The sequence below is a fragment of the Streptomyces sp. NPDC048361 genome, from assembly GCF_040651795.1.
Lineage (GTDB): Bacteria > Actinomycetota > Actinomycetes > Streptomycetales > Streptomycetaceae > Streptomyces.
This window is the reverse complement of sequence record NZ_JBEZKW010000051.1, coordinates 26,796-49,701: the sequence shown is the minus strand read 5'-3', so window position 1 is coordinate 49,701 and position 22,906 is coordinate 26,796. Positions and strand designations below refer to the sequence as shown.

Genomic DNA, 22,906 nt, shown 5'->3' with positions numbered 1-22,906 from the left:
TCACGAGGGAAGGGACGGGCGAGAAGGCGGGGACACTCTGGAGGCGCGGGCGCTACGAGCGCCGGAAGAACCCGCGGCGCCGGTGGGCGACCGGGCGGGAGAGGGAGTTGGCGAGCCGGCCGACCATGTCGTCGCTGGTCACGTCGCGCGCCAGGCGAGGAATGAGAGACGCACCGAACTCGGCGATCCGCTCGTCGTGGGTGTCGTACTGGGCGCGCGCCTGAATGGGACCGCCGGAGCGGAACGCCTCGGTGACCGCGGAGGGCAGGCCGTCCGTCTCAGTGACCTCTGACTCCGCCGCTTCCGCTTCCGCTTCGGCTTCCGCTTTCGCTGCCACGGTCGGGAGGGCCCCGGGCCGCGGGGGATGCTCGTCGGCGGTGAGTACACGCTGGATCAGCGAGGTGTTGAAGACGGGAAGGAGCTGGCGGAGCTGGGTCGCGCTGAGGGTCGTGCCGTGGTCGAACCACTCGTGGCACAGCTCGTGCAGGATGACGTGCTGGGTCTGGTAGAGCGTCGGCCGGCGACGGTAGAGCACGAAGCTGGTGCCGCCCGACTTGAGGCGCAGACCGCAGGCGGCGTTCACGCGGGCGAGGCGGTCGGGCAGTTCATGCAGCACGATGGTGCGGCTGCGGGCCTCCTCCATGTTCGCCACGAGAGCCGGAATGCTGAACGGGGCGGGGATGGGCAGATCCGCCAGCCCGGCTTCGCACTCTTTCCGCAGCTCGCGCATGGACATCGAGACCTCTTGATCGTAGTCACGCGTGTGTGACATGCGGTCTGCGATCCTAGCCAATCAAGATGAACACACTGCGGCCCGCTACCCGGGCTGTCCGCCAGGGGTGGCTTCGCGGCCGTTGTCCCGCCCGTCCATGCCGTCCTTTCCGTCCTTGTTGTCCTCAAGGAGAGACAGCACGAACTGGAGCAGTTCCGGGTCGAGTCCGTCGTCGTCGATACCACGGCCGGCCAGACCGCTGATTTCCCCCGTGCGCCGCTTCGCGAGGAACTGGAGCCCCGAGACGACGTCGTCGACGACCTCGGACTCGTCCTTGAAGAAGCGCCAGTCGACGCCGAAGCCCAGCCCGAGTGCCTTGAGGATCTCCTCCGAGGGGTGGGTGACCTTCCCGGCGAGGATGTTGGAGAAATAGCTGTGGGAGAGGGAGCCGCCGCGTTCCTTGACCAGATCGGCGAAGACCCGGCCGGAGATCTTCTCTCCGGGGAAGGTCTTCTCCACCATGTACTCGACCTTCTGCCGCAACGTCCTCAGCTCGGGAGTGCGCTCTTCGCCGTTGTCCATCAGGGTCCCCACGTCCACGTCCACGTCCACGTTCGCCGCTCGTGCGCTGCCCGACGACGCGCGATGTTCGATTCGGTCAACGGATTGGTACTTTAACCGACCTTGATACAGGAGCCCCGTCGATGGGTGGCCAGTCGGCCAGGGGGGCCGGAGTGACAAACGGGAGCATCTCGCTCCACGATCGCAACCGGACTTGCGGAAACACTCTACGTCACTGTTAACTCGAAAAAACACGAACAAGGAGCCACGAGGGGAGTTCCTTGCTCGAGTGGTCGATGTGCCCTGCCCACCTCATGGGTGCAGGTCGCACGGCCACGATTGGTAGGTGTAGCCCTTCGCGACGGGGGACGCGCGAAGGGCTACACATGCATTATGCACCTTGTGTGTCCGCTTCGGTGACCGACTCTGTCGATGGGTCGGCCGGATCGGCCCGGTCTCCAGCGGAATTCGACCGATCGCGGCGCGCCAGGGTGCTCGATGTGGCTACGACTTGGCCGGGAAGGGCCGCTCGGCGCCCTCAATCGCCGCGTGTCGTCGATGAGTTGGCGCCCGGCAGATGCACGAGTACGAGGACGATGCCTGCCACCGTGAAATTGCGGGTGGCCGCGTCGAGCCCGTTCCAGGACTTGGACTGCCACATCGCGAACCACTCGCCGCCGACGGCTATGAAACCGGCTCCGAACAACAGCAGTACCATCAGCAACCCCACGGTGCTCAGCCACCGGGGACGGCCGAGCCCGGCCCGGCCCCGGAGCGCGGCGACCCACGCGACCGCGCCCGCGACGAGCACCAGAGCTGCCACCGTCTCCCAGGCGATGATCAGGACGTATGCGATGTCCTGAAGTGTGGGCGAGGTGATGGCCCGCCACATGAGGTCCGGGCCCTTGAACGTCGTATCCATCGCGAGGACATGACGGACGAACTGGCGGTTGGTGTCGAAGTCCGTGATGTTGCCGAAGGCGACGAGCGCCATGTAGAGCGCGACCATCGCGGTGAGCAGCGCCGCGGCGAGCGGCAGGGCGGGGAGCCGGGCCACGCTCTCGCGCCGTGCTCCGGACGCCTCCCGCGCCCTGAACGTGAACCTGGAGGTCATCGCGGACTCCTTGTCGGACGGACCGGACCTATTCCTGTGCTGGACGCACGACCGGTACGCACGCCCGCCGTTCAGCATGCCCACCATCTTGCCGGGCACCACTGACAATCGACCGCCCAGACCGCCCAGACCGCGCGGCCGGCCCAGCCGGCCCAGGCCGGCCAAGCCGTGCGGGCGCCCCGGGCGGGGTCGGGCGGGGTCGGCCGGGTCTGGTCCGGCCCGGGGCGATCGCTCTCGGGTCAACGGGGCCGGTTGGTCAGCCGAGCCGGGTGATCTTCGCACCCAGCGACGGCTCGGACAGATCATGCTTCAGCGACACCGGCACCTTCACCTCGCCGATGCCGCCGCCCACGCTCAGCGTGCCGACGGCCGTGCCTGTCTTCGCGCTGTGGGGCAGCTTCCTGCCGCCGTCCGTGAGCTTGATCTCGACGGAGGCACCGGCCCAGATCGGCACGGCCAGATCCTTGTCCGCCACGACCGGGACCGTACCGCCGAGGCCGTCATCCACCTGTCCGACCACGTCGCCCTTCTTCACCACCGTCTCGTTCCTGAGCGCCTTGTCCGCCGCCAGGATCAGGCTCTTGCTGGCCGCGGTCGCCGTCTCGATGATGTTCGGCCTGTGCTGCCCGAACACCGCGCCGATGACCAGCTGCTTGGTGTCGCCGACCGGCGTCTCCGCGGCGAAGAGCAGATTGCCGCCGGCCTTGGTCGTGGACCCGGTCTTGATGCCGACGACTCCGTACAGCGGGACGAGCTTGTTGAAGTTGCGCTGGGTCCTGGCCGTCTCCAAGGTCGAGCCGCCCGACGTGGTCGTCGACGTGTACGACGGCAGCTTGGCGATCTGGCGGAAGACGGGGTCCGCCATAGCCCGCTTGGCCAGGTTCACCTGGTCCTCGGCGGTGCTGACCGTGGACTCCTTCAAACCGCTGGCGTCCGTGTACGTGGTGTTGGTCATCCCGAAGGATTTGGCCGTGTCGTTCATCTTCTTGATGAATGCGTCCTCCGTCGACGCGTCCCAACGGGCCAGCAGCCGAGCCACGTTGTTCGCCGACGGCAGCATGACGGCCTGGAGCGCTTCCAGTTCGGAGACCTGCTGGCCGGCCTTGACCTCGACGACCGACTCCTTCTCCGGGACCCCGTTGGTGTAGTCGTCCTGCGCCTTCTGGTCGACCGGCACCAAGGGCCCCTTGTCGCCGGGCTTCAGTGGGTGGTCACGCAGGATGAGATACGTGGTCATCACCTTGGCCACGCTGCCGATGGGGAGCGGCTTCATCTCCCCGTACGAACCCATCCGGCCAAGGCCGTTGACGTCGACCACGGCCTGCCCCTCAGTCGGCCACGGCAGCGACAGGGCACCGCCATCGGAGGTGTGGCTCGACGCGCCGGTGAGTTTCAGCGTCGGCGCCGGCAGCGGACGCAACGCCTGGACGGCCACCACCAGGATGGCGAGCAGCACCGCCAGCGTGCCCCAGATCTTGACTCTGCGCGCCATCGTGCGGGCCGGCGTCTCGGGCTTCGGCGGTGTGTTGGTGAGCTGGGCGAGCAGATCGAGCGGGGGCGGCGGGCCCTCTGGGCCGCCCGGGCCCGGCGCGGGCTCGGTGCTCGCGGGCGGGGCCGGCCGGGTCAGCGCCATGGTGCGGTCACCGGCGGCCGCGGCCGCCGGCGCGTTGAACTCCCGGGTGCGCTCCGGCTCCTCCGGCTCCTCCGGCTCCACCGGCTTCTCCGGCTGCACCGGCTCCTCGGACTGCTTGGACTTCTCCGGCGCCTCCGGCTCTTCGCCGTGTGCGACCGCGGACCACGACGGGGTCGGGCGCCAGGCCGCGGGGCGGGGCGAGGTCACGGTCGGCAGGTCCGGCTTCAGCGCCACGAACTCGCTGGTCCGCTCGGAGTCCAACTCCTTACGGGCGGTTCGGGCGGGAGGCGTCTCGCGATCCTCGGTGATCGCCTTCGAGACGGGCGGGGACGCGGGCGCGGGCACGGACGGGGGCACGGACTGGGGCGCGGCCGGGCGCGCCGGGGCGGGATCCTCACCGCTCCGACCCTCCGCATCGATCCCGCCCTCTCGTTCGTTCCCGCGGCACCGTTCCTCCACGCCTTGGTCGTCCTCCACGCCTTGGTCGTCGTCCAGGCCCCGGTTGTCGTCCGCGCCCCGGTTGTCGTCCACGCGTTGCTCGTCGGCCGCGTGTCGGTCAGAGGCCTTGGAGGGCTGGGGTGTGGCCTGCTCGGCCGGTTCACCGAGCGCCTGACGAGTCGTCCGGGGGTCGTGCGCGGGTACGGCCGCCGTGGGAGCAGTGGGAGGTGCCTCGGTTGCGGCTTCCCTGGGTGAGGCAGCCTTCTCCGGTGCGGTCTTGCTGGGAGCGGCTTCCTGCGGCGCGGTCCGTTCGACCGGCTCACCGGCCGCGCGCTCCGTGCCGAAGGCCTCGTCCGCCTTGGCGCCGTTCTTCTCGTTCATACGCAGTACAGCCCGCCTTGCCGATCTCGCTCTGTGCTCGTGCTCTGTGCCCCCTACCCTCGGCCGCCCGGGGCCCCGCATGGACGAAGGCGAGCCGGCCGGCAACCGCCGTCGGTCCCCAAGCGGTCCGAAAGCCTTCGCCGCGCCGGGTGGTCGGGGAGCAGCACCACGATCGCACGTCCGTATGACCAAACGGTGACAACGGCGCGGGAGTCGGCGCGTGGGCCCGGCGCCCAGTGGGCCGGGGCATTGTCAGACCCCCTTCCTATGCTGGCAGGGCAAGATCGAACGGGGATGCGTGGGGAGGCCGAGGTGCGGATCGAGCGTCATCAAGTCGGTGCGGCGGAGCTGGCCGCCGCGGAGGCGGATTTCGCGGCGCGGATCACGGAGGACCTGCACCGGATGCGGCACGACGAGCATCCGGCGTCGAGCTGGCGGTCGCTGGCCGGTGTCTTCCTCGACTATCTCGGTGCGCGCTCCCTCGCGCTGCCCGCGCTCGGTGGAAAGGACGCGCGCGTGGCGCTGGCATCCGCCGCGGCCGCGGCCGTGGGCGCCCTGGAACTGACGCGGTTTCCGGGGCGGCCGCTCGATGTGTTCATCGACTACGCCGGGACCGGAGTGACGTACTGCGGGGAGTTCTGGCGGGGCGACGAGGGGGACGTCGATCAGGAGGCCGAGGAAGAGGAACAGGACACGCGGTCCGGACGCGGCACGCGGTCCAGCCGGGGCAGACGGATTCGTACGGTCCGCAGTTACGAGTGGCTGGACGGGCTCTACTTGGCCGTCGTCGCCCAAGTCGCGGAGCGCAGCGCCGATGTCTTCGTCGATTCGGCGCCGCCATGGCGCGGGAATGAGGGGCGGCCCGATGTGGCGCTGGTCCACGCTCTGATGGCGTACGTCTTCGGCCACGAGGAGGGCCCCGACCGCTTGGCTTACCCAGGTCCCGTCCGGGACATCGAGAAGTGCGCGTTGATCGACATGGTGGTCGCGACGCTCGGCGAGGGCGACGACTGGCCGGGCCACCGCGCCGTCCTCAACACCCTGCGCGCCCTGGCAGCGGGCGATGAGGAGAACTTCACCCGCTGCCTGGCGGCGCAGCTGAGGCAGTACCGCAGCCGCTTCGCTCAACGGAACGTCGCGCCACGCAGCCTGCTGCCCCTCGACGCGATGGCCCTGATGGCGCTGGCCCACCGGCGTCAGGGCTGGCCCGTGGCCATCGACTCCGGTTACCTGCCACGTGAGGTGGTGACCGGGTTCGCGCCGCCCACGCCCCGGGTGCGGGCCTACGGTCGCGAACAGCGAGCTGATGCCGTGGCCGAGCTCGCCGCCGGGCCCCTGGTCGTGGAGCGACCGCTCCACCCGCGCGCCGCACCGAATTTGGATCCGGCCCCGTACGACGACGTGGCCGCGCGCGAGACGGCTCGTTTCCACGATCCGGACGAAGACCCGAAGGCGCTCGCCCGGGACTTGACGTCGCTCATGGCGGACCAGCGCCGGCGGTTCCTTGCGAGGGCGGCGCTCGATCCCGGCGGGAGCGACCCGCGCCAGCACGAGGCGCTGCTGCTCGGCGCCCAGGCCGGCGCGGGCGCGCTGCGCGTAGCCCGGGCCGAGCCCGGCACCGAAGTGGAGGTCACCATCGGCGGCACCACCCGTACCCTGCCGGCGTGGCGGGGCTCCTACCGCCCCAATCCGCATCAGTGGCAGCAGGCGATGGCGCTGGTGCTGGTCGTCGGGGCGCGCGGGCCACTGGCCGACTGTGTGCTGATCGAGCCCGAGTTCCTCGCCGAGGCCGACCAGCCGTCGCCCGGCGGGTCCTACTGTGTGGCGCTCCACGACTATCTACGCGGCGTCGACCCCGAGCCCGCGATGGACCACGCTCTGCGGACCGCGGCCCGGATGACCGGCGGTGCCTTCCTTGCCCCACCGGCGGTCCTGCTGTCCCAGCTCGTCGAAGGCGATCAGCGGGGCTTCGCCCTGGCGTTGGCCGACGCCCTGGAGGAACACCGTGAGCACTTCGCGGTGGGGGACCGGGACAAGGACGTGGAGGCGGCCGTCGATCTGGATGTGCTGGGCCTGGCCTGCCATGCCCGCCGCATCGGCTGGCCCGTCCCGGTGCGCTCGCCCTATCTGCCCGAAGGACTGCTGCTTGGCCAGGCGTGAGCCCACCCGGCTGACCACGTCGCTAAGCGCGAGCCCGCCCCGCTGGTCCACTTCGTCAGCCGCGAGCCCGGCCGGCCGCTCCGCTCCGATCCGCTTGGCTTCGCTCGACGCGAGCCCGTTCAGCCGGCCCGCTTCGCTCGACGCGAGCCCGCCCGGCCGACCCGCCTCGCTCGACGCGAGCCCGTCCTGCCCGTCCGGTTCGTCAGCCGCGAGCGCGCCCGGCCGATCCCGAGCCGCGTACGACGAGTCGGGTCAGCAGTACGACGGAGCGGGGAGCGGAGCGGTCGCCGTCGATCCGGGAGAACAGGAGGTTGGCGGCGGTGGTGCCAAGGGCGACCGGATCCTGACTGACGACGCTGAGCGGCGGGCTGAGCCGGTCGGCCAGCGGGAAGTCGTCGAAGCCGACGAGAGCGACGGGATCGGGTCCGCCGAGCCCGTCCATCACCCCCATCGTGATCAGGTCGTTGGTGGTGAAGAGCGCCGTCGGGGGAGCGGAGAGCGCCCGCAGCTCGGCGAGAGCCCCGGCGGCGTCGGACTGGGAGCGCAGCTCATGGCGTACGAGAGCGGGGTCCTCGGGTATGCCGTGGGAGGCGAGGGCGTCGAGGTAGCCGGCATGGCGTTCGCGCTGGGTCCAGATGTCGAACCGGTCGCCGAGATAGGCGATCCGGGTGTGCCCGTGGCCGAGCAGATGACTGACGGCGCGCTCGGCTCCCGCGCGGTTGTCCACGGTCACGGTGTCGACGGCCAGCCCCATGGCGGGCCGGTCGACGCAGACGACGCAGGTGCCGCCCTCCATCGGCTGCTTGAGGAAACCGTGGCCGCCGTTGGTCGGGACGAGGATGAGGCCGTCCACCTGGCGGGCGGTGAACGCGCCTATGACCTCACGTTCACGCCGGGCCTCGTCATTGGTGCTGCCGACCAGCACGAGGAAGCCGCGCCGATGCGCCTCGTCCTCGACGGAGCGGGCCATGAGTGCGTAGAACGGATTGGCCAGATCGTCGACGACGAGCCCGATCGTGGAGGTGCGCAGACTCTTCTGCCGGAGGTTGCGCGCGTTGTCGTTGCGTTGATAGCCCAACTGCCGCACGGCTTGCTCGACTCGGGCGGCGGTGTCCGGCGACACCCCCGGCTCGCCCGAGACCGCACGCGAAACGGTCATGGGGCTCACCCCCGCCGCGCGGGCCACGTCCTTCATCGTCGGGCGCTTCACGGGCCTCCTCATCGACCGGTCCGTGCCCGGTCCGGCACGGCGACGCGTCGATGATGGCAGACGGCGCCCCACGTCAGGCGGCGCGAGGGGCGTCCGGGACGACCGGGCCGCAGGAGCCGGAAGAGCAGCTTCATCTTGGTAACGTTCCCATCGCCGCGGCTCATCACCCTCCATGAGCTGATGCGCCGTCATATCCATGGGTCCATATGGCGGTTGCCCCGCGCGGGTGAGGCCGCGCAGGCGCCGGGTGAACGCGGAGCTCCAATTCGTCCCTGTCCCTTGACGGGTGGTCAGGGACACCTCAACAATCCTGAGTTGATTGGTAACGTTCACATGCCCACCGAGCATCCCCCGTCCCGAGGCCGCCCGCCGGACGGCGAGCGGTCCTTTGCGAGAAGGTGGTCCCCCCTCGTGCTCCGCTCCGTGCCTTCCTCCGGATCCTTCGTCCGGTCCAAATGCCTCAGTGCCGTCGGTGCGCTGGCCCTCTCCGCCCTGGGGGTCGTCGGCCTCGCCGCCGCGCCCGCCCACGCCGGAACGCTCGCACTGACCCAGTACGTCGACCCGTTCATCGGCACCGACGACAGCAACGCCCCCAACCCGGTGCCCGGCGGCGCCGGCGGCAGCACCTACCCCGGGGCCGTGGTGCCCTTCGGTGGAGTGCAGGTCGGCCCCGACACCCCGACCGCCTCTCCGTCCGGCTACCGCTACAAGGACGGCTCCGTCGAGGACTTCAGCCTCACCCACTTCGACGGCGCGGGCTGCCCCAACAACGAGGATCTGCCGCTGCTGCCGGTCACCGGCGCGCTCGGCAGCTCACCCGGCACCAACTGGACGAGTTATGCCTCCGGGTACACCAAGGCGAACGAGGTCGCCAAGCCCGGCTACTACAAGACCCGCCTCGACCGGTACGGCACCGACGTGGAGCTGTCCGCCACCACGCGCACCGCCATGGGCAAGCTGACCTATCCCGCCTCGACGACGTCCCGGCTGCTGATCAACACCGGCCGCAGCGCCACCGGAAACCGCGCCGGCAGCGTGCACGTCAGCGGCAACGAGCTGACCGGGAGCGTGACCGCGGGCGGGTTCTGCGGCTCGTCCAAGACGTACCAGATCTACTTCGACGTACGCTTCGACCGGGCCCCGACGGGATTCGGCACCTGGTCGGGCGGCACCGTCAGCGACGGCTCGGCGACCGCGTCCGGTACCAACACCGGCGCCTACGTCACCTTCGACACGACGAGCAACGCGACCGTCCAGTTCAAGGTGGGGCTTTCGTACGTGAGCGTCGCGGGTGCACAGGCCAATGTGACCGCCGAGAACAACGGCTGGGACTTCGGCGCGGTCCGCACCGCGGCCGACGACTCCTGGAACCAGATGCTCAACCGGGTCCAGGTGACCGGTGGCAGCGCCACGGACCGCCAGAAGTTCTACACCGCCCTGTACCACGTGCTCCAGAGCCCCAACATCTCCAGCGACGTCAACGGCGACTACCGGGGCTTCGACAACACCGTGCACCAGTCGGCGCGGCCGGTCTACCAGAACTACTCCGGCTGGGACATCTACCGCTCCTGGGCGGCGCTGATCGCCCTGATGGCGCCCACGGAGGCGAGTGACATCGCCAAGTCGATGGTCCTCGACGGCCAGCAGGGCGGACTGCTGCCCAAATGGTCGCAGCAGACCAACGAGGACTTCGTCATGACGGGAGACCCCGGGCCGATCATCGTCAGCAGCATGTATGCGTTCGGCGCCCGCGACTTCGACACCTCGGCCGCCCTGTCCCTGATGGAGAAGGCGTCCAACGGCGGTACCACGCAAGGCGATGCCATACGCGGACGCCAGTCCACCTACACGAGCCTGCACTACCTCGACGACCCCTCCGACTCCCTCGAATACTCGGCGTCCGACTTCGCGGTGGCCCAGTTCGCCAAGGCGCTCGGCAACACATCCAGCTACACCACCCACATGGGGCGCGCCCAGTGGTGGCGCAACACGTTCAACCCCGAGTCCTCCTATGTGCAGCAGCACAAGAGCGACGGCTCCTGGAGCTGGCCGCTCGACCCGGCGAGCCAGTCCACCTTCACCGAGGGCAACGCCTCCCAGTACACCTGGATGGTCCCCTACGACTTCTCGGACCTGATCAACTCCATGGGCGGCCCCACCACCGCCGTCCAGCGGCTCGACCACCACTTCACCGAGGTCAACGCCGGGCAGAGCAGGCCCTATTACTACATAGGGAATGAACCCGAGCACGGTGTGCCCTGGGCCTACGACTACGCGCGCCACCCGGCCGGTGCCACGGACGCGGTGCGCAAGGTGATGGCCGAGTCCTTCACCACCGGGTCCGGTGGCCTGCCCGGCAACGACGACCTCGGCGCCACCTCGGCGTGGTACGTGTGGGCCGCGCTCGGCATGTATCCGGCGACGCCCGGCGCGGACACCCTCGCGCTGCACGGGCCGCAGTTCCCCTCCATCCTGATCCAGCGCGCGGCCGGGAACATCGCCATCAACAGCTCCGGCAGCGGCCCCTATGTGCAGTCGCTCGCCGTCAACGGCGCGTCCACCAGCCACAGTTACCTGCGCTACCCGGACGTCGCGGGCGGCGCGACGCTCACCTACACGATGGGCGGCACGCCCGGCGCCACCTGGGGCACCGGCGCATCCGACGTGCCCCCCTCCTTCCAGGACGGCGCCGCCCCCGTGCCCGCCGCGCCCGACCTCGGCCCCGACCTCGCCCTCGGCAAGCCGGCGACGGGATCGGCACCCTGCGCCACGGCGGAGTCGGCCGACAAGGCGGTCGACGGGTCCCTGGCCAACAACAGCAAGTGGTGCTCGTCCGCCGCGAACCCGTCGCTCCAGGTCGATCTCGGCGCTGTCCAGACCGTGTCGTCGTTCGTGGTCGAGCACGCCGGCCTGGGCGGCGAGAACACCGGCTGGAACACCGGTGCCTTCCAGATCCAGACCAGCACCGACGGCGCCGCCTGGACCACGGCGGCCGCCGTCACCGGCTCCCGGTCGAGCCGCACCTACCACCCCGTAGCGGCACGATCGGCCCGCTACGTACGCCTCGTCGTCACCAGCCCCTCCAACACCGGCGGAGGAGGGAGCGACGCGGCCCGCGTCTACGAGCTGGGCGTCTATGGGCCGAGCGGCGGCAGCCGGGATCTGGCGATCGGGCAGCCCGCCACGGGTTCGGCCTCCTGCAACGCCACCGAGACCCCCGACAAAGCGGTCAACGGCAGCGTCGCCGGCGGCACCGGAGACAAGTGGTGCTCGAAGGCCTCCGGCACCAAGACCCTTCAGGTGGATCTCGGTGCCTCCCATCCGCTGACCTCGGTCGCCGTGCGCCATGCGGGCGCCGGCGGCGAGAGCGCGGAGTGGAACAGCAAGGACTTCGACCTGAGCGTGTCGTCGGACGGCGCCACGTGGACCACCCAGGCCCAGGTGCGGGGCAACACCGCCGACTCCACGACGAGCCCCGTCGCGGTCTCCGCCCGCTATGTACGGCTCTCGGTGCTCACCCCGACCCAGGACGGTGATGCGGCAGCCCGCATATACGAGATGGAGGTGAACGGCACCTGACCGACGACCGGGGGGAGCCGGCCCGGGCCGGCTCCCCCCGGCGTCGTTTCCACAACGGCGGTCCGCCCCAACTCCCTTGGGCCGGGCCGCCGTTGTATGGCTCAAACGCATAGCCTCGGCGAGCCGGCCGCCAAGAAGCCGGTTCCATGCATAAAACGTCCGAAGCTTGGGAATTCAACCACCAGAACAGGGAACACGTGTGCGAGGCAATACCTGTGTGATACAGGGGTAAAGGTGGGGATGTACGGATGAAGGCCATACGGTTCGCAGGTGCGGGACAACCGCTCAATCTGGAGACGGTGCCGGACCCGGAGCCCGGGCCGGGGTGGGTGGTGGTCGACATCGAAGCGGCCGGATTGTGCCACTCGGACCTGCACATCATGAGCGGCATGGACCTGGGTGACCTCACGGTCAAGTCGCCGGTCACCCTCGGCCACGAAGGCGCGGGAGTGATCTCCGCGATCGGGGACGGCGTGACGGACTTCGCGGTCGGCGACCGGGTAGGGATCGCCCTGGTCACGCATCCCGTGGAAGCGGCCCGCTTCGCACCCGGCGTCGGGCACGACGGGGCGTTCGCGGAGCGGGAGCTGGCCCACGTGTCGACGCTGGTGCGCATCCCCGACGACGTGACGTTCGCCGAGGCCGCCGTCGCGACCGACTCGGTGGCCACCGCCTACCACGCCGTGCGGGCCGCGGGCTCGGTGCGCCGGGGCAGCACGGTCGGCATCATAGGCCTCGGCGGGCTCGGCCTGAACGGGGTGCGGATCGCCCATCTGCTCGGCGCGACGGTGTACGGGGTCGACATCAACCCGGCCGCCCACGGCCCCGCCCTGGAGGCCGGAGCCACCGCGTGCTTCCGGGACGCGGGACAGCTCGCCGCCCGGCAGCCCGATGTGATCGTGGACTTCGCGGGCGTCGACACGACCGTTGCCTCCGCTGTGCAGAGCGTGCGCCCGGGAGGCACCGTGGTGCTGGTCGGCCTCGGCGCGCCCGTCGCCTCGATACCCGTCGCCTCGCTGGTGATGCGCAACGTCCGGCTCGTCGGCTCCCTGGGAGCGAGCAAGGACGAACTGGGTGAGGTGTACGACCTCATCGCGAGCGGGGCGCTGAAGCCGGCGGTCCAAGAGGTGCCGTTCACCGAACTCCCGGCGGCCATGGACCGGTTGGCCCGCGGCGAGGTCCGCGGCCGCCTCTATACGAGGCCGCGCGCCGATCAGCGCGTGGAGGTGGGCGCCGTCTGAGCGACGGCGGGGTGGGGTGACTCGTCCACGTGCAGGGTGAAGACGTCCGGGCGGGCGTAGTGCCCGGTGACGTCGAAGTCGAAACGGCTGCGGGCGATGTCCCCGAGGTCCAGCTCCGCGACGAGCACCCCCTCCCCGCCCCGCAGGGGTCCGGCCAGCACCTCGCCAAGGGGGGAGACGATGGTGCTGCCGCCACCGATCAGGACGGTGTCGGGGGCATCGCCCTGCACGGGATGAACATCGTCCGGCAGGCCCGACCGCAGCAGATACTGTGCGGCACTCAGGACGAAACAGCGTCCCTCCAGGGCCACATGGCGCATGGTGGCCTGCCAGTTCTCCCGGTCGTCCACGGTGGGCGCACACCAGAGGTCGACGCCCTTGGCGTACATCGCGGTGCGGAACAACGGCATGTAGTTCTCCCAGCAGATGGCCGCCCCCAGTCTGCCGGGCCCACGCTCGACCACCGGCATCGTCGAGCCGTCGCCGCATCCCCAGATCAACCGTTCGGCGGCGGTCGGCATCAGCTTGCGGTGCTTGCCGATGAACCCCTGCGGACCGAAGAAGAGCGCGACGCAGTACAGCGTCGAACCCGACCGCTCCACCGCACCGACCACCGCGTGACAGCCCAACTCGTGCGTGAGCGCGCCCAGTTCATCTGTCTCCGGACCAGGAACCGTGATGGCCGACTCGAAGTACCGACGGAACGTCTCACGTCCCTCGGCGCTCCGGCTGCCGACCCGCACCCCGAAATCGAGTCCCTTCGGGTAGCCGCCCAGAAACGCCTCGGGCAGCACGACGACCTCCGCGCCGCGCGCGACGGCTTCGCGCATCAGGTCCAGCGCCTTGGCGAGGGACGCCGGAGTGTCGAACAGATGGGAGCCCGCCTGGACCACGGCGGCGGTGAGGAGAGTCACGACGCCAAGCGTAGTGGGGCGTGCCCCATCTCCCGCGCAGGCGCGTACAGATGACGAGCCATCGAGTGGCCAGGGGTCGCACGGGGGCGAGATCGCGGGTATGCCAGAGTGATCCACATGGTTCTTCTTGGTCAGGCACCGCAGTACACCGCCCACCGGGGTCCCTCCCGCCGGAACCTCCTGATAGCCCTCGCCGTCGGCCTCGCCGTCTGCCTCGGCATCGGGGCCTTGGCGGTGTCGGCCTTCAACGACAAGCCGCTGTTCCACGACGACGTCGCCTACGAAGGCGGCTACGTGGTCGCCCTCGCCGGCATGAAGGCGGACCCCACCGGAGGAACCCAGGGCTTCCTCAAGAACGGCGGCTGCGAACAGTGGCGCAGCGAACAGGGCGGCCCCAAGGCCGCGGCCGCGCCCGCGCGTTGGCTCCAGGGCTGCCGCGACGCGGCCGACGACGGCGACTGCCGCGACGGGCAGGCCGTCGCCAGGCCCAAGGGCTCGGCCGGCATCAGGGGCCTCGTCTGCGACAGCAAGAAGGGCGGCAGGGCGCCCGTCGCCGGCCAATGATCCATCAAGCCGGCCGGGGGCACCCACGTCGCCCCTGCTCATGCCCGGCCCTCACCCTGGAGCGGGCGGCCGGGCTCAGCCTCGGGGGCCAGGACGCCAACTACCCACCATCCTCCAGTACGGCTCGCGACTGACCCCGGCACCTCCCGTCAGACTTCCGATGTACGGCACACGGTCTCTCAGGCTGACTCGCCACCGGCCGGTTGTCTCATAGCTTCTCGATCAAGGCGGAGCCCCGCGCTCCACACCACGATCCGAAGCGAGACCACCATGTACGGCAAAGCGTTCGCGCCCGAATACCGGGGCACTCTGGGAGAGTTGTCCGTCAACACCTCGTTGGAGGAGGTGCTGGCCAAGGCCGTCGAGGTGCAGCGGACGGCCGAAGCCGCTTGCGGCGCGGTGGAGTTGGCGCACGCCGGGCTCGCTGTCGCCGAGGCGAGCAGGCGGCTTGGCCGCGTCGATGAGGCGGAACGGGCGTGGAAGGGCAGCTATCGCGCGGCCCGGGGCATCGAGGACCGGGGCGCGATGGCCTGGGCGATGTGGAGCGGTGGCACCCTGGCCCGCCAGCGCGGACACCTCGCGCTGGCCCGGCGCCGCCTCGCCATCGCCGCCGACCTCGCCGAGCAGGGCGGTGACATCGTCGCCCGCGGCTATGCGCTGGCGGGGCTCGCCGAGACCGGACGCATCCAGGGCGACTACGAGGCCGTCGGACAGCTCCACGAGCAGCTGCTCGCCGAGGCGCGGCGGCGCGGCGAGGCCCGGCACACGGTGTGGGCGCTGGAAGGCATCGCGCAGATGCACCGCAACACCGGCTCCTTCGACAGCGCGCTCGCCCTGTTCGAGGAGGCGGCACAGATAGCCGCGGACGCCGGGGACGACCGGGGCAGGGCCTGGGCGCTGCGGGGGATCGCCGATGTGCTCTCCGCCCAGGGCGACACCGGGCGGGCCCTGGCCCTGCTCACCGAGGCGGAGACGCTGTGCCGGGCGATCCGGCTGGTCAGCGCGCTGGCGTATAACCACAAGATGCGGGGCAACGTGCTGTTCCGGGCGGGCCGTCACGCGGAGGCGGAGGAGTGCTATCGGGGGGCGCTGGCGCAGTTCCGGGCGATGGGCGAGCCGCGCGGCGAAGCGCTGGCCCGGCTCGGCCTGGTGAAGGCACGGGCCCGGCAGGGCCGCGCCGTCGCGGAGACCGCCGCCGACCTGGACGACCTGGAGCGCGCGCTCGGTGCGATCGGCCTGCTGCGCGGCACCGACCTGATCGGCACGGCACGCACCGAACTGGGCATCACGTCCGCCGAACCCGCCGCCACGATCGCCGCCGCGCGCTGAGCCGCCGCCCGCGCTGCCCTGCGTACCCCCCCACGACAGGAACGGAACCGCATGTCCATCCACACCGCTCCCCACGCCGCATCCCAGGCCCGCTCCGTGCCCTGTCCCAAGGCCCGGCCGACCGCCGCGGCCACGCTCGCCCGGTGCCGGGACCTGGTCGAGCCGGCGCTCCGCACGGCCGTACGGGAATTGCACCCGGGCCCGCGCCGTATCGCGTCGCACGCGTTCGGGTGGTGCGAGGCGGACGGCACGCCGCGGGCCGGCGGTGCAGGCAAGGGCGTCCGGCAGGCGTTCGTCGTCCTTGGGGCGGAGGCGGCCGGCGCCCCCGCCGACGTGGCGGTCCCGGGAGCCGTGGCGATCGAACTGATCCACACCTTCTCCCTGATGCACGACGACATCATGGACGGCGACGGCCGCCGACGGCATCGCGAGAGCGCCTGGAAGGCGTTCGGTACGGGCCCCGCGCTCTTGGCGGGCGATGCCCTGTTCGCCCTCGGCGTCCGTACGCTGGCCGGGGTCGGCGGGGCGACAGGGGGCGAGGCGATAGGTCATCTCACCTCCATGATGGGCGAGTTGGTGCACGGACAGGCCGACGACGAGCTGTTCGGGACGCGGCCGTGGACCGGCGAGAATGCCGTGGGCCTCGGGGAGTACCGGGCCATGGCCGAGCGCAAGACGGGAGCCCTGCTCGGCTGCGCCGCCGCCCTCGGACCGGTCCTCGCGGGCGCCCCGCCGCAGTGCACGGACGCGCTCGCACGGGCGGGCCGGCAGTTCGGCCTCGCGTTCCAGGCGGTCGACGACGTCCTCGGGATCTGGGGCGAGCCCGCCGTCACCGGCAAGCCGGCCCACAGCGACCTGCGGCGCGCGAAGAAGACGCTGCCGGTGCTCGGGGCGATGGCGCAGGACCCCGCCCTCGGTACCCGCCTCGACCGACTGCTCGGGACGGACGGCACGTCCGACAGTGCTTGTGTGCGCCGGGCCGCCGATCTCGTCGAGAGGGCGGGCGGCCGCGCGTACGCCCTGCGCGAGGCGCGCGCCCGGGTGGCCGCGGGCCGCGACCACCTGCGGGCGGTGCCGCTCGCCGGGCCCTCCGTGGATGAACTCGTCGCCCTGTCGGAACTGCTGCTGAACCGGCAGCTGTGACTGCCGCTGAACCGACGGCTGCGACGCCGCCGAACCGACAGCTGCGACGCCGCTGAACCGAGAGGCACAACTGCCGCACTGGTCAAGTGAGATGAGCGCGCTACGACGCGAGGGCGGCGTCGGCGAGCGGACGGTCCGTGAGCAGCAGGTCCGCGTGGTGGCGGGCGGCGACCAGCGGGTGGGCCCGGAGCTTGCCCTTGAGTTCGTTGCGTCCGTACTCGGCGAAGAGCGGGTTCGCCGGGTCGGCGGTCGCTCCGGGGGCGTGGGAGGCGTGCGGGAAGGGCAGCGGCTCGATCCGGGCGTCGAGGCGCGGGTTGTAGAAGAACGGCACCGAGAACCGTTCGGTGGCTCCGGGCGGGCTCACCACGCGGTGGTTGGTGGCGAGCAGATAGCCGTTGGTCGCCACTTCGAGCAGCTCACCCAGGTTGACGACGAACGCGCCGGGCAGTGGGGGAACGGCGTGGAAGCGGCCGTCCTCGCGCTGCACCTGGAGCCCCCCGACGGTGTCCTGGTGGAGCAGGGTGAGGAAGCCGTAGTCCTTGTGCGCGCCCACACCCTGGGCGGTGCCGTCGCCGGCACTGCCGGGGTAGCGCACCAGCTTCAGATGCAGATGGGCCCGGTCGCCGAAGACGTCGTCGTAGAACTCCGCGGGCGCGCCGATCGCGGCGAGCAGCTCGTGCAGCAGCTTCTCGGCGACCGAGCTGAGCCGGTCGATCCAGGTGAGGGCCGCGGTCCGCAGGCCGGGCAGGGCGCCGGGCCACTGGTTGGGGCCCTGCAGCCACCAGTACGCGGGCTCGCCAGGACCCGGTATGCGGGCGGGCCGCTCGGCACCGATGTCGAGCTGGTCGCGCCAGTCGCGCGCGCCGCCGGTGCGCTCGTCACCGATGCGCGTATAGCCGCGGAAGTGGGGCGAGTTGACGTTGTCGATGGCCAGCCGGTCCGCCTCCGGCAGTCGGAAGAACGCCCGCATGGTGTCGTTCAGCGCGGCGGTCTCGGCGGCGGTGACGCCGTGCCCCACGAGCTGGAAGAAGCCGACGCCGTGCGCGGCCCTGTGGAGTTGGGTGTGCAGACGCCGACGGGCCTCGGGGCCGCGGTCGGCGGCGGAAAGGTCGATGACGGGGAGCTGGGAGGAGGTCACGTACGACATGGGAGCCATCCGCTGGGTGTATGCCCCGGCCGGCGCGGGTGGCGCGGTCACGGATCCGCCGGGGTGAGGCGGGCGCCGTGGGAGACACGGGGGGAAGGAAGGGGGGCCTGGGTCAGCGGTAAGTGCGACAGGCCATGCTCGTGACGCGGACGAAGTCCACGTGGCGGCATCGAACGAGCGGAGGCATGGCGCAAGAGTACTCCCGGGCGTGCGGGTGGAGCTGTGAGGGCGCTCACAGAGCCTGGGCGGGACCGACGGGTGCGGGGGAGAGGCCGCCCGCGAGGGCAGCTCCGGTTCTCGGCCGCAGCCCTCGACGGCAGCTCCGGCTCCCAGCCGTCGCCCGCGACGACAGCTCGGCTCCCAGCCGCCACCGTCGACGACAGCTCCGGTTCTCGGCCGCCGCCCTCGACGGCAGGTCCAGCTCCCAACCGCCGTCGTCCATGGCAGCTCCGCCTCCCAGCCGCCTCCCGCGACGACCCCGGAGGCCAAAACGCCCGGTTCGTCGTCCGCCGACCGTTCCGTACTGCCGCCGGGGGTGCTTCGGTGGCAAGATCGTGCGACCTGCCCCGCCCTGCCCCGCACCGCTGGGGCGGCCGGCGGCCGACCGGAAGGAAGCGCGACGTGAACACCCTGCGGGCCGAGCCCATCGAGACCGCACGACTCGACCTCCTGCCGCTCCGTGTCGCCCACGCCGAGGAGATGGCCGCAGTCCTGTCGGACCCGGCCCTGCACCTGTTCACCGGCGGCACGCCGTACACCCCGCAGGGCCTACGGGCCAGGTACGAGCGCCTCGACGCGGGCTCGCCGGATCCGGCGGTCGGCTGGCTGAACTGGGTGGTCCGGCTGCGCGATGCGGGCTGCCTGGCCGGGACGGTGCAGGCCACGGTCGACTGCTCCGGCGAAACTCGCTCCGCCGAGATCGCCTGGGTGGTGGGCACGCACTGGCAGGGCCGGGGAATCGCCACGGAAGCCGCGCGTGGACTCGTCGAATGGCTCGATGGACACTCCGTACGGACGGTGCGGGCCCACATCCACCCCGACCACCACGCCTCCGCCGCCGTGGCCGCCGCCTCCGGGCTCGCGCCGACCGAGGTTTGGCAGGACGGCGAAGTCCGGTGGCTGCGGCGCAACGACTGACGGGCCGCACGGCGCCCGCGCCAACTCCCGGAGTCCTGCCCGGGATTGAGGCGCGGGCGCCGCGTGACCGTTGTGCGCGGGGGAGCCGCCGTGCTCCGGATCAGGGAGGCTCCGTACGGTCTACGGGGCTTCGTGGGCCGGAGCGCGGCGCCCGACGTCAGGTTTTGCGGGACCTGCTCATCAGCATGCCGCCCGCGACCAGGGAGAACAGGCACACACATGCGCCTGTGATGACATTGCTGAGGATGGCTCCGGTGCCGGCGCTTCGTGCGACGACCCACGGAGAGACGATCAGCCACGCGCCCAGGAGCAGGACCACGAAATTCAGGTCCGTGGACCTCTCAGGGACCATCGACATGCACAGGCCCAGGACGGCCAGGGCTATGCCGACGACGAGGTTGCTGAGGGCGAGGGTGGGCTTGGCGGCCGAGAAGTGGACCGTCCAGCCGGAGATCGCCGCGTAGATGCCGGCGAGGATCACGAGTTCCTCGACGGCCGCGACACCACGGGTTTCCATCACCCGTGCGTAGCGGTCCCGCATTTCCGACACATCGGGGTGCCCCGAGATATCTCCAGGGCGGTGTGAGACGTCGGCCATCCGACTCGCCTCCTTCTAAAAAGTCTGCACGTCTGGCCGCGCTGCGACACGATGTCGCCATCCCATTGTGCGCTTATCTGCCCTTTATGGGTAGTTGGAGCCTGAATGAGTTGTTCGAGAAAATTTGTCGTCTACTGAGCGTCCTTGAACTGCTACGGAACGTGCGGGCTACGGACGTGTCAGCGTGGGGATGTCCGGGCCACGCCCTGCGGCCATCCTCTGGTCATCCGGCGACGGTAGGACCGGACCATGTCACCCACGACGAGGCAGCCGGCGATCGCGTCCCCGGCCCGTTTCTCCGATGTCAAAGGCTGGTTCTGGCCCGCCGATCAGCTCCTGTTCGACTGGTTCCTGAACCGGCAGGCCCAACTCCCGGAACAAACCGGTGACTTGCTGGAACTTGGCGCCTATCTCGGCAAGAGCGCGATCTTCCTCGGCGGCCATCTGCGCCCCGGCGAGCGGTTCACGGTGTGTGACCTCTTCGATTCGCCGGCTCCGGACGACCCCAACAGCGCCGAGATGGACAAGTCGTACGCCACGCTGACACGGGACGCCTTCGAGGCGAACTACCTGGCTTTCCATGGGGAGTTGCCCACCATCGTACAGGGCCCGACCTCGGTCATCGGCTCGCGGGTGGAGGCGGGCAGCTGCCGCTTCATCCACGTCGACGCCTCACACCTTTACGAGCATGTGCACGGGGACATCGTGGCGTCGAGGAGGCTGGCCGCGCCGGAGGCGGTCGTGGCCTTCGACGACTTCCGGGCCGAACACTGTCCCGGGGTCGCGGCGGCGGTCTGGGGCGCGGTCGCCACGCAGGAGCTCAAGCTCATCTGCATCACCGCCACCAAGGCGTACGGCACCTGGGGTGACGCCGCGCCCGTGCGGGCCGAACTTTTGACGTGGCTGGAGTCGCGCCCGGACCTGTGGCATGGCGTGGAGGAAGTGGCGGGCGCGCCGCTGATCCGGATCAGCGGCAAGAAAGCCCAGGCGCCGACTCCACCGCAGCCCCTCCACGCGGCTGCGCCGGAGACCCAGGCCGCGCCGGAGGCCCAGCAAGCCCCGGAAGCGGCCGGGGCTGCTGTGCCGAGGGAGCCGGCTGTCCCGACCGGGGGCAGGGGGCTGCTCGCCCGAGCCCTCGGGGGCCGGCGCCGCCGCTGAGCGTCTCGGAGCCGTCGGTGTGCCGGGCCCCTGGGTGGGCGCGGCACACACGCTCGGGTGCCATGCCCGAGGCGGCTCTAGTGGTCGACGACCACACCGACACCCTGCTCCTGTCCGAACAGGTCCGTCCAGGAGCCGAAGAACAGGAACGAGTTGTTGGTCGCGAGCCCCACCGCGGCGAACACCAGCACTTGTGTCGCCACCAGCAGGCCGAGCCTGCCCAGGAACGTCTTCCAGTGTTGACGGGCCAGACGCGGCCACAGCCAGATGGTGACGGCGAACATCACCACGGCGCACAGCACGGTCAGTACCAGCACCTTGTTACTCGTGAGACCCATGGGTCGACAAAACTCTCTGCCGGAAGAACGCCCGGGCGCTCCCGGGCCAGGCACCACTCGGGGGTGCTCAGCAGGGTAGACAGCGATGCGGGCCGATCCGTTCCAGTCGGGGTCCGGCATTCGCCGAGGCGGCCCCGCACCGTCGTCCGCGTACGGAGGTCACAGTTCCCGTACGAATCGGAGCCCTGGTTGCCCGTTCAGTCGCATGCCTCTGGTGGGGACGAATCCCGTGCGCGCCAGGACCGCGCGGGAGCCGGCATTGTCCAGAGTGGTCTTGGCGCGCAGAGCGGTGAGACCGTACCGTGCCGAGGCGAGCGCGCAGACTTCCTTGACGCATGCCGTGGCCAGCCCCTTGCCGGCGGCCCGCTCGGCGATCCGATAGCCGAGTTCGGCCGAACCGTCCTCCACGTCGACCAAGTTGATCCGGCCCAGCACCTCTCCCTCTTCGGCTACCACCACATGGAAGAAGCAGATGCCCGCCTCCTGCTCGGCCAGCAGCGCCTCGTGCCGGGTGTCGAAGTGGGTGAAGTAGTCGTCGCCCCGGTCGGGAATCGACGCCGCGAAATAGCGGCGGTTCTCCCGCTCGAATTCCAGGAGCGCCGGGGCGTGGTCGAGGCGGAGGAGCTGGAGTTCAGGCATGTCGTCAGGCTACGCACCCGCGGGTGGACGGCAGTTGGGGGGTTCCGCCCGGCACCCTGCGGCTGCTCGGCGGACTGACCACCCAGGAGATCGCCCGCGCGTTCCTGGCCCCGGAACCGACGATCGCCCAGCGGGTGGTCCGTGCCAAACGCGCCCTCGCCAAGGCCGGGGTCCCCTTCGAAGTGCCCTACGGCGCGGACCGTGCAGCGCGGCTCGCCTCGGTGCTCGACGTCATCTACCTGATCTTCAACGAGGGGTACTCCGCGACGGCCGGCGACGATCTGGTGCGGCCCGGTCTGTGCGAGGACGCGCTCCGGCTGGCGCGCGTCCTCGCCGTCCTGGTGCCCGAGGAGCCCGAAGTGCATGGCCTGGCCGCTCTGTTGGAGTTCCAGGCCTCCCGCATCGCGGCCCGCACGGGACCCGACGGCGAGCCGGTGCTGCTCGCCGAGCAGAACCGGTCCCGCTGGAACCGCCTGTTCATCCGGCGCGGCGTCGAGGCGCTCCAGCGCGCGGGAGACGGCCCGTACTCCCTGCAGGCGGCCATCGCCGCGTGCCATGCGCGGACGACGCGGTACGAGGAGACCGACTGGGCCTCCATCGCCGCCCTGTACGCCCGCCTGGTCGCGATCATGCCGTCACCCGTGATCGAGCTGAACCGGGCGGTCGCCGTGGCGATGTCCGAGGGCCCCGCGGCCGGCCTGGAGCTGGTGGACGCCCTGCGTGACGAACCCGCCCTGCGGGATTACCACTTGCTGCCGAGCGTCCGGGGCGACCTGCTGGAGCGTCTGGGGCGCCCGGCCGAGGCACGCGCCGAGTTCGAGCGCGCGGCCTCGCTGACCCACGACGTGCGCGAACGGGACCACCTCGTGCAGCGGGCCGCGCGCTCGGGCTCGTGAGTACGGCGCCGCGC

The 22,906-nt window shown here is 70.9% G+C and carries 17 protein-coding genes and 2 pseudogenes; 9 read left to right on the top strand and 10 right to left on the bottom strand.

Annotated elements, in window-relative coordinates; genetic code table 11:
* Nucleotides 1–52 precede the first annotated feature (52 nt).
* The 4 genes from AB0D31_RS25930 to AB0D31_RS25915 all read right to left on the bottom strand — a co-directional run bounded on the left by AB0D31_RS25930 (nucleotide 53) and on the right by AB0D31_RS25915 (nucleotide 4,839).
* Nucleotides 53–736: a toxin gene (locus tag AB0D31_RS25930; RefSeq protein ID WP_362727481.1), complete on the bottom strand. Its 684-nt coding sequence runs from the start codon at nucleotides 734–736 to the stop codon at nucleotides 53–55.
* Nucleotides 737–817: 81 nt separating this feature from the next.
* Nucleotides 818–1,294: a hypothetical protein gene (locus tag AB0D31_RS25925; protein WP_362727479.1), complete on the bottom strand. Its 477-nt coding sequence runs from the start codon at nucleotides 1,292–1,294 to the stop codon at nucleotides 818–820.
* Between the two features lie 517 nt (nucleotides 1,295–1,811).
* Complete coding sequence (locus AB0D31_RS25920; protein WP_362727460.1) at nucleotides 1,812–2,387, bottom strand: DUF2165 domain-containing protein; 576 nt, start codon at nucleotides 2,385–2,387, stop codon at nucleotides 1,812–1,814.
* 256 nt (nucleotides 2,388–2,643) lie between these two features.
* Nucleotides 2,644–4,839 (bottom strand): D-alanyl-D-alanine carboxypeptidase, encoded by a 2,196-nt coding sequence (locus tag AB0D31_RS25915; protein WP_362727459.1) that lies wholly within the window; start codon nucleotides 4,837–4,839, stop codon nucleotides 2,644–2,646.
* Between the two features lie 312 nt (nucleotides 4,840–5,151).
* Between AB0D31_RS25915 and AB0D31_RS25910 the strand changes: the two genes are divergently transcribed.
* A complete protein-coding gene (locus AB0D31_RS25910; RefSeq protein WP_362727457.1) occupies nucleotides 5,152–6,999 on the top strand; it encodes an Imm49 family immunity protein in 1,848 nt (615 codons plus the stop codon).
* A 202-nt stretch (nucleotides 7,000–7,201) separates the two neighbouring features.
* Here the strand turns inward: AB0D31_RS25910 and AB0D31_RS25905 are convergent, their stop codons facing one another.
* Nucleotides 7,202–8,209 (bottom strand): LacI family DNA-binding transcriptional regulator, encoded by a 1,008-nt coding sequence (locus tag AB0D31_RS25905; RefSeq protein ID WP_362727455.1) that lies wholly within the window; start codon nucleotides 8,207–8,209, stop codon nucleotides 7,202–7,204.
* Between the two features lie 411 nt (nucleotides 8,210–8,620).
* Here AB0D31_RS25905 and AB0D31_RS25900 point away from each other — a divergent pair, with 411 nt between their 5' ends.
* Nucleotides 8,621–11,788 carry a GH92 family glycosyl hydrolase gene (locus AB0D31_RS25900; RefSeq protein WP_362727454.1) on the top strand — a complete coding sequence of 1,056 codons (3,168 nt, stop codon included), beginning with the start codon at nucleotides 8,621–8,623 and terminating at the stop codon, nucleotides 11,786–11,788.
* A gap of 248 nt (nucleotides 11,789–12,036) precedes the next feature.
* A complete protein-coding gene (locus AB0D31_RS25895; protein WP_362727452.1) occupies nucleotides 12,037–13,029 on the top strand; it encodes a zinc-binding dehydrogenase in 993 nt (330 codons plus the stop codon).
* Here the strand turns inward: AB0D31_RS25895 and AB0D31_RS25890 are convergent.
* Nucleotides 13,002–13,943 carry a nitrilase-related carbon-nitrogen hydrolase gene (locus AB0D31_RS25890; RefSeq protein WP_362727450.1) on the bottom strand — a complete coding sequence of 314 codons (942 nt, stop codon included), beginning with the start codon at nucleotides 13,941–13,943 and terminating at the stop codon, nucleotides 13,002–13,004. The genes AB0D31_RS25895 and AB0D31_RS25890 overlap by 28 nt on opposite strands.
* Nucleotides 13,944–14,060: 117 nt before the next feature.
* On the opposite strand from AB0D31_RS25890, the gene AB0D31_RS25885 reads away from it, so the two are divergent.
* The 3 genes from AB0D31_RS25885 (at nucleotide 14,061) to AB0D31_RS25875 (ending at nucleotide 16,979) form a co-directional block, all read left to right on the top strand.
* Complete coding sequence (locus tag AB0D31_RS25885; protein WP_362727449.1) at nucleotides 14,061–14,507, top strand: hypothetical protein; 447 nt, start codon at nucleotides 14,061–14,063, stop codon at nucleotides 14,505–14,507.
* A gap of 270 nt (nucleotides 14,508–14,777) precedes the next feature.
* A complete protein-coding gene (locus AB0D31_RS25880) occupies nucleotides 14,778–15,836 on the top strand; it encodes a tetratricopeptide repeat protein (RefSeq protein ID WP_362727445.1) in 1,059 nt (352 codons plus the stop codon).
* A 51-nt stretch (nucleotides 15,837–15,887) separates the two neighbouring features.
* On the top strand, nucleotides 15,888–16,979 hold the full coding sequence (locus AB0D31_RS25875; RefSeq protein WP_362727443.1) for a polyprenyl synthetase family protein: 1,092 nt from the start codon (nucleotides 15,888–15,890) through the stop codon (nucleotides 16,977–16,979).
* A gap of 100 nt (nucleotides 16,980–17,079) precedes the next feature.
* On the opposite strand, the gene AB0D31_RS25870 is transcribed toward AB0D31_RS25875, so the two are convergent.
* A complete protein-coding gene (locus AB0D31_RS25870; protein ID WP_362727442.1) occupies nucleotides 17,080–18,126 on the bottom strand; it encodes a 2-oxoglutarate and iron-dependent oxygenase domain-containing protein in 1,047 nt (348 codons plus the stop codon).
* 621 nt (nucleotides 18,127–18,747) lie between these two features.
* Here AB0D31_RS25870 and AB0D31_RS25865 point away from each other — a divergent pair.
* Nucleotides 18,748–19,263, top strand: coding sequence for a GNAT family N-acetyltransferase (locus AB0D31_RS25865; RefSeq protein ID WP_362727440.1), 516 nt, complete (start codon nucleotides 18,748–18,750; stop codon nucleotides 19,261–19,263).
* A 157-nt stretch (nucleotides 19,264–19,420) separates the two neighbouring features.
* Here AB0D31_RS25865 and AB0D31_RS25860 read toward each other — a convergent pair whose 3' ends face one another.
* Entirely contained in the window at nucleotides 19,421–19,861 is a 441-nt protein-coding gene (locus AB0D31_RS25860) for an SPW repeat protein (RefSeq protein ID WP_362727438.1), read from the bottom strand.
* Between the two features lie 249 nt (nucleotides 19,862–20,110).
* Between AB0D31_RS25860 and AB0D31_RS25855 the strand changes: the two genes are divergently transcribed.
* A complete protein-coding gene (locus AB0D31_RS25855; RefSeq protein ID WP_362727436.1) occupies nucleotides 20,111–21,019 on the top strand; it encodes a class I SAM-dependent methyltransferase in 909 nt (302 codons plus the stop codon).
* 80 nt (nucleotides 21,020–21,099) lie between these two features.
* Here the strand turns inward: AB0D31_RS25855 and AB0D31_RS25850 are convergent.
* Nucleotides 21,100–21,357 (bottom strand): annotated as a pseudogene (locus tag AB0D31_RS25850) (esterase); the annotation flags it as partial.
* Between the two features lie 159 nt (nucleotides 21,358–21,516).
* Complete coding sequence (locus AB0D31_RS25845; RefSeq protein ID WP_362727434.1) at nucleotides 21,517–21,996, bottom strand: GNAT family N-acetyltransferase; 480 nt, start codon at nucleotides 21,994–21,996, stop codon at nucleotides 21,517–21,519.
* Between the two features lie 53 nt (nucleotides 21,997–22,049).
* On the opposite strand from AB0D31_RS25845, the pseudogene AB0D31_RS25840 reads away from it, so the two are divergent.
* Nucleotides 22,050–22,892, top strand: a pseudogene (locus AB0D31_RS25840) (DUF6596 domain-containing protein); the annotation flags it as partial.
* Between the last annotated feature and the right edge of the window lie 14 nt (nucleotides 22,893–22,906).

Bases quoted from the DNA above. Each gene is read 5' to 3' on its own strand.
- AB0D31_RS25880 (WP_362727445.1), top strand. From the start codon at position 14,778: ATGTACGGCAAAGCGTTCGCGCCCGAATACCGGGGCACTCTGGGAGAG.
- AB0D31_RS25845 (WP_362727434.1), bottom strand. From the start codon at position 21,996: ATGCCTGAACTCCAGCTCCTCCGCCTCGACCACGCCCCGGCGCTCCTG.
- AB0D31_RS25915 (WP_362727459.1), bottom strand. From the start codon at position 4,839: ATGAACGAGAAGAACGGCGCCAAGGCGGACGAGGCCTTCGGCACGGAG.
- AB0D31_RS25855 (WP_362727436.1), top strand. From the start codon at position 20,111: ATGTCACCCACGACGAGGCAGCCGGCGATCGCGTCCCCGGCCCGTTTC.
- AB0D31_RS25875 (WP_362727443.1), top strand. From the start codon at position 15,888: ATGTCCATCCACACCGCTCCCCACGCCGCATCCCAGGCCCGCTCCGTG.
- AB0D31_RS25930 (WP_362727481.1), bottom strand. From the start codon at position 736: ATGTCCATGCGCGAGCTGCGGAAAGAGTGCGAAGCCGGGCTGGCGGAT.
- AB0D31_RS25870 (WP_362727442.1), bottom strand. From the start codon at position 18,126: ATGTCGTACGTGACCTCCTCCCAGCTCCCCGTCATCGACCTTTCCGCC.
- AB0D31_RS25925 (WP_362727479.1), bottom strand. From the start codon at position 1,294: ATGGACAACGGCGAAGAGCGCACTCCCGAGCTGAGGACGTTGCGGCAG.
- AB0D31_RS25920 (WP_362727460.1), bottom strand. From the start codon at position 2,387: ATGACCTCCAGGTTCACGTTCAGGGCGCGGGAGGCGTCCGGAGCACGG.
- AB0D31_RS25860 (WP_362727438.1), bottom strand. From the start codon at position 19,861: ATGGCCGACGTCTCACACCGCCCTGGAGATATCTCGGGGCACCCCGAT.
- AB0D31_RS25895 (WP_362727452.1), top strand. From the start codon at position 12,037: ATGAAGGCCATACGGTTCGCAGGTGCGGGACAACCGCTCAATCTGGAG.
- AB0D31_RS25885 (WP_362727449.1), top strand. From the start codon at position 14,061: ATGGTTCTTCTTGGTCAGGCACCGCAGTACACCGCCCACCGGGGTCCC.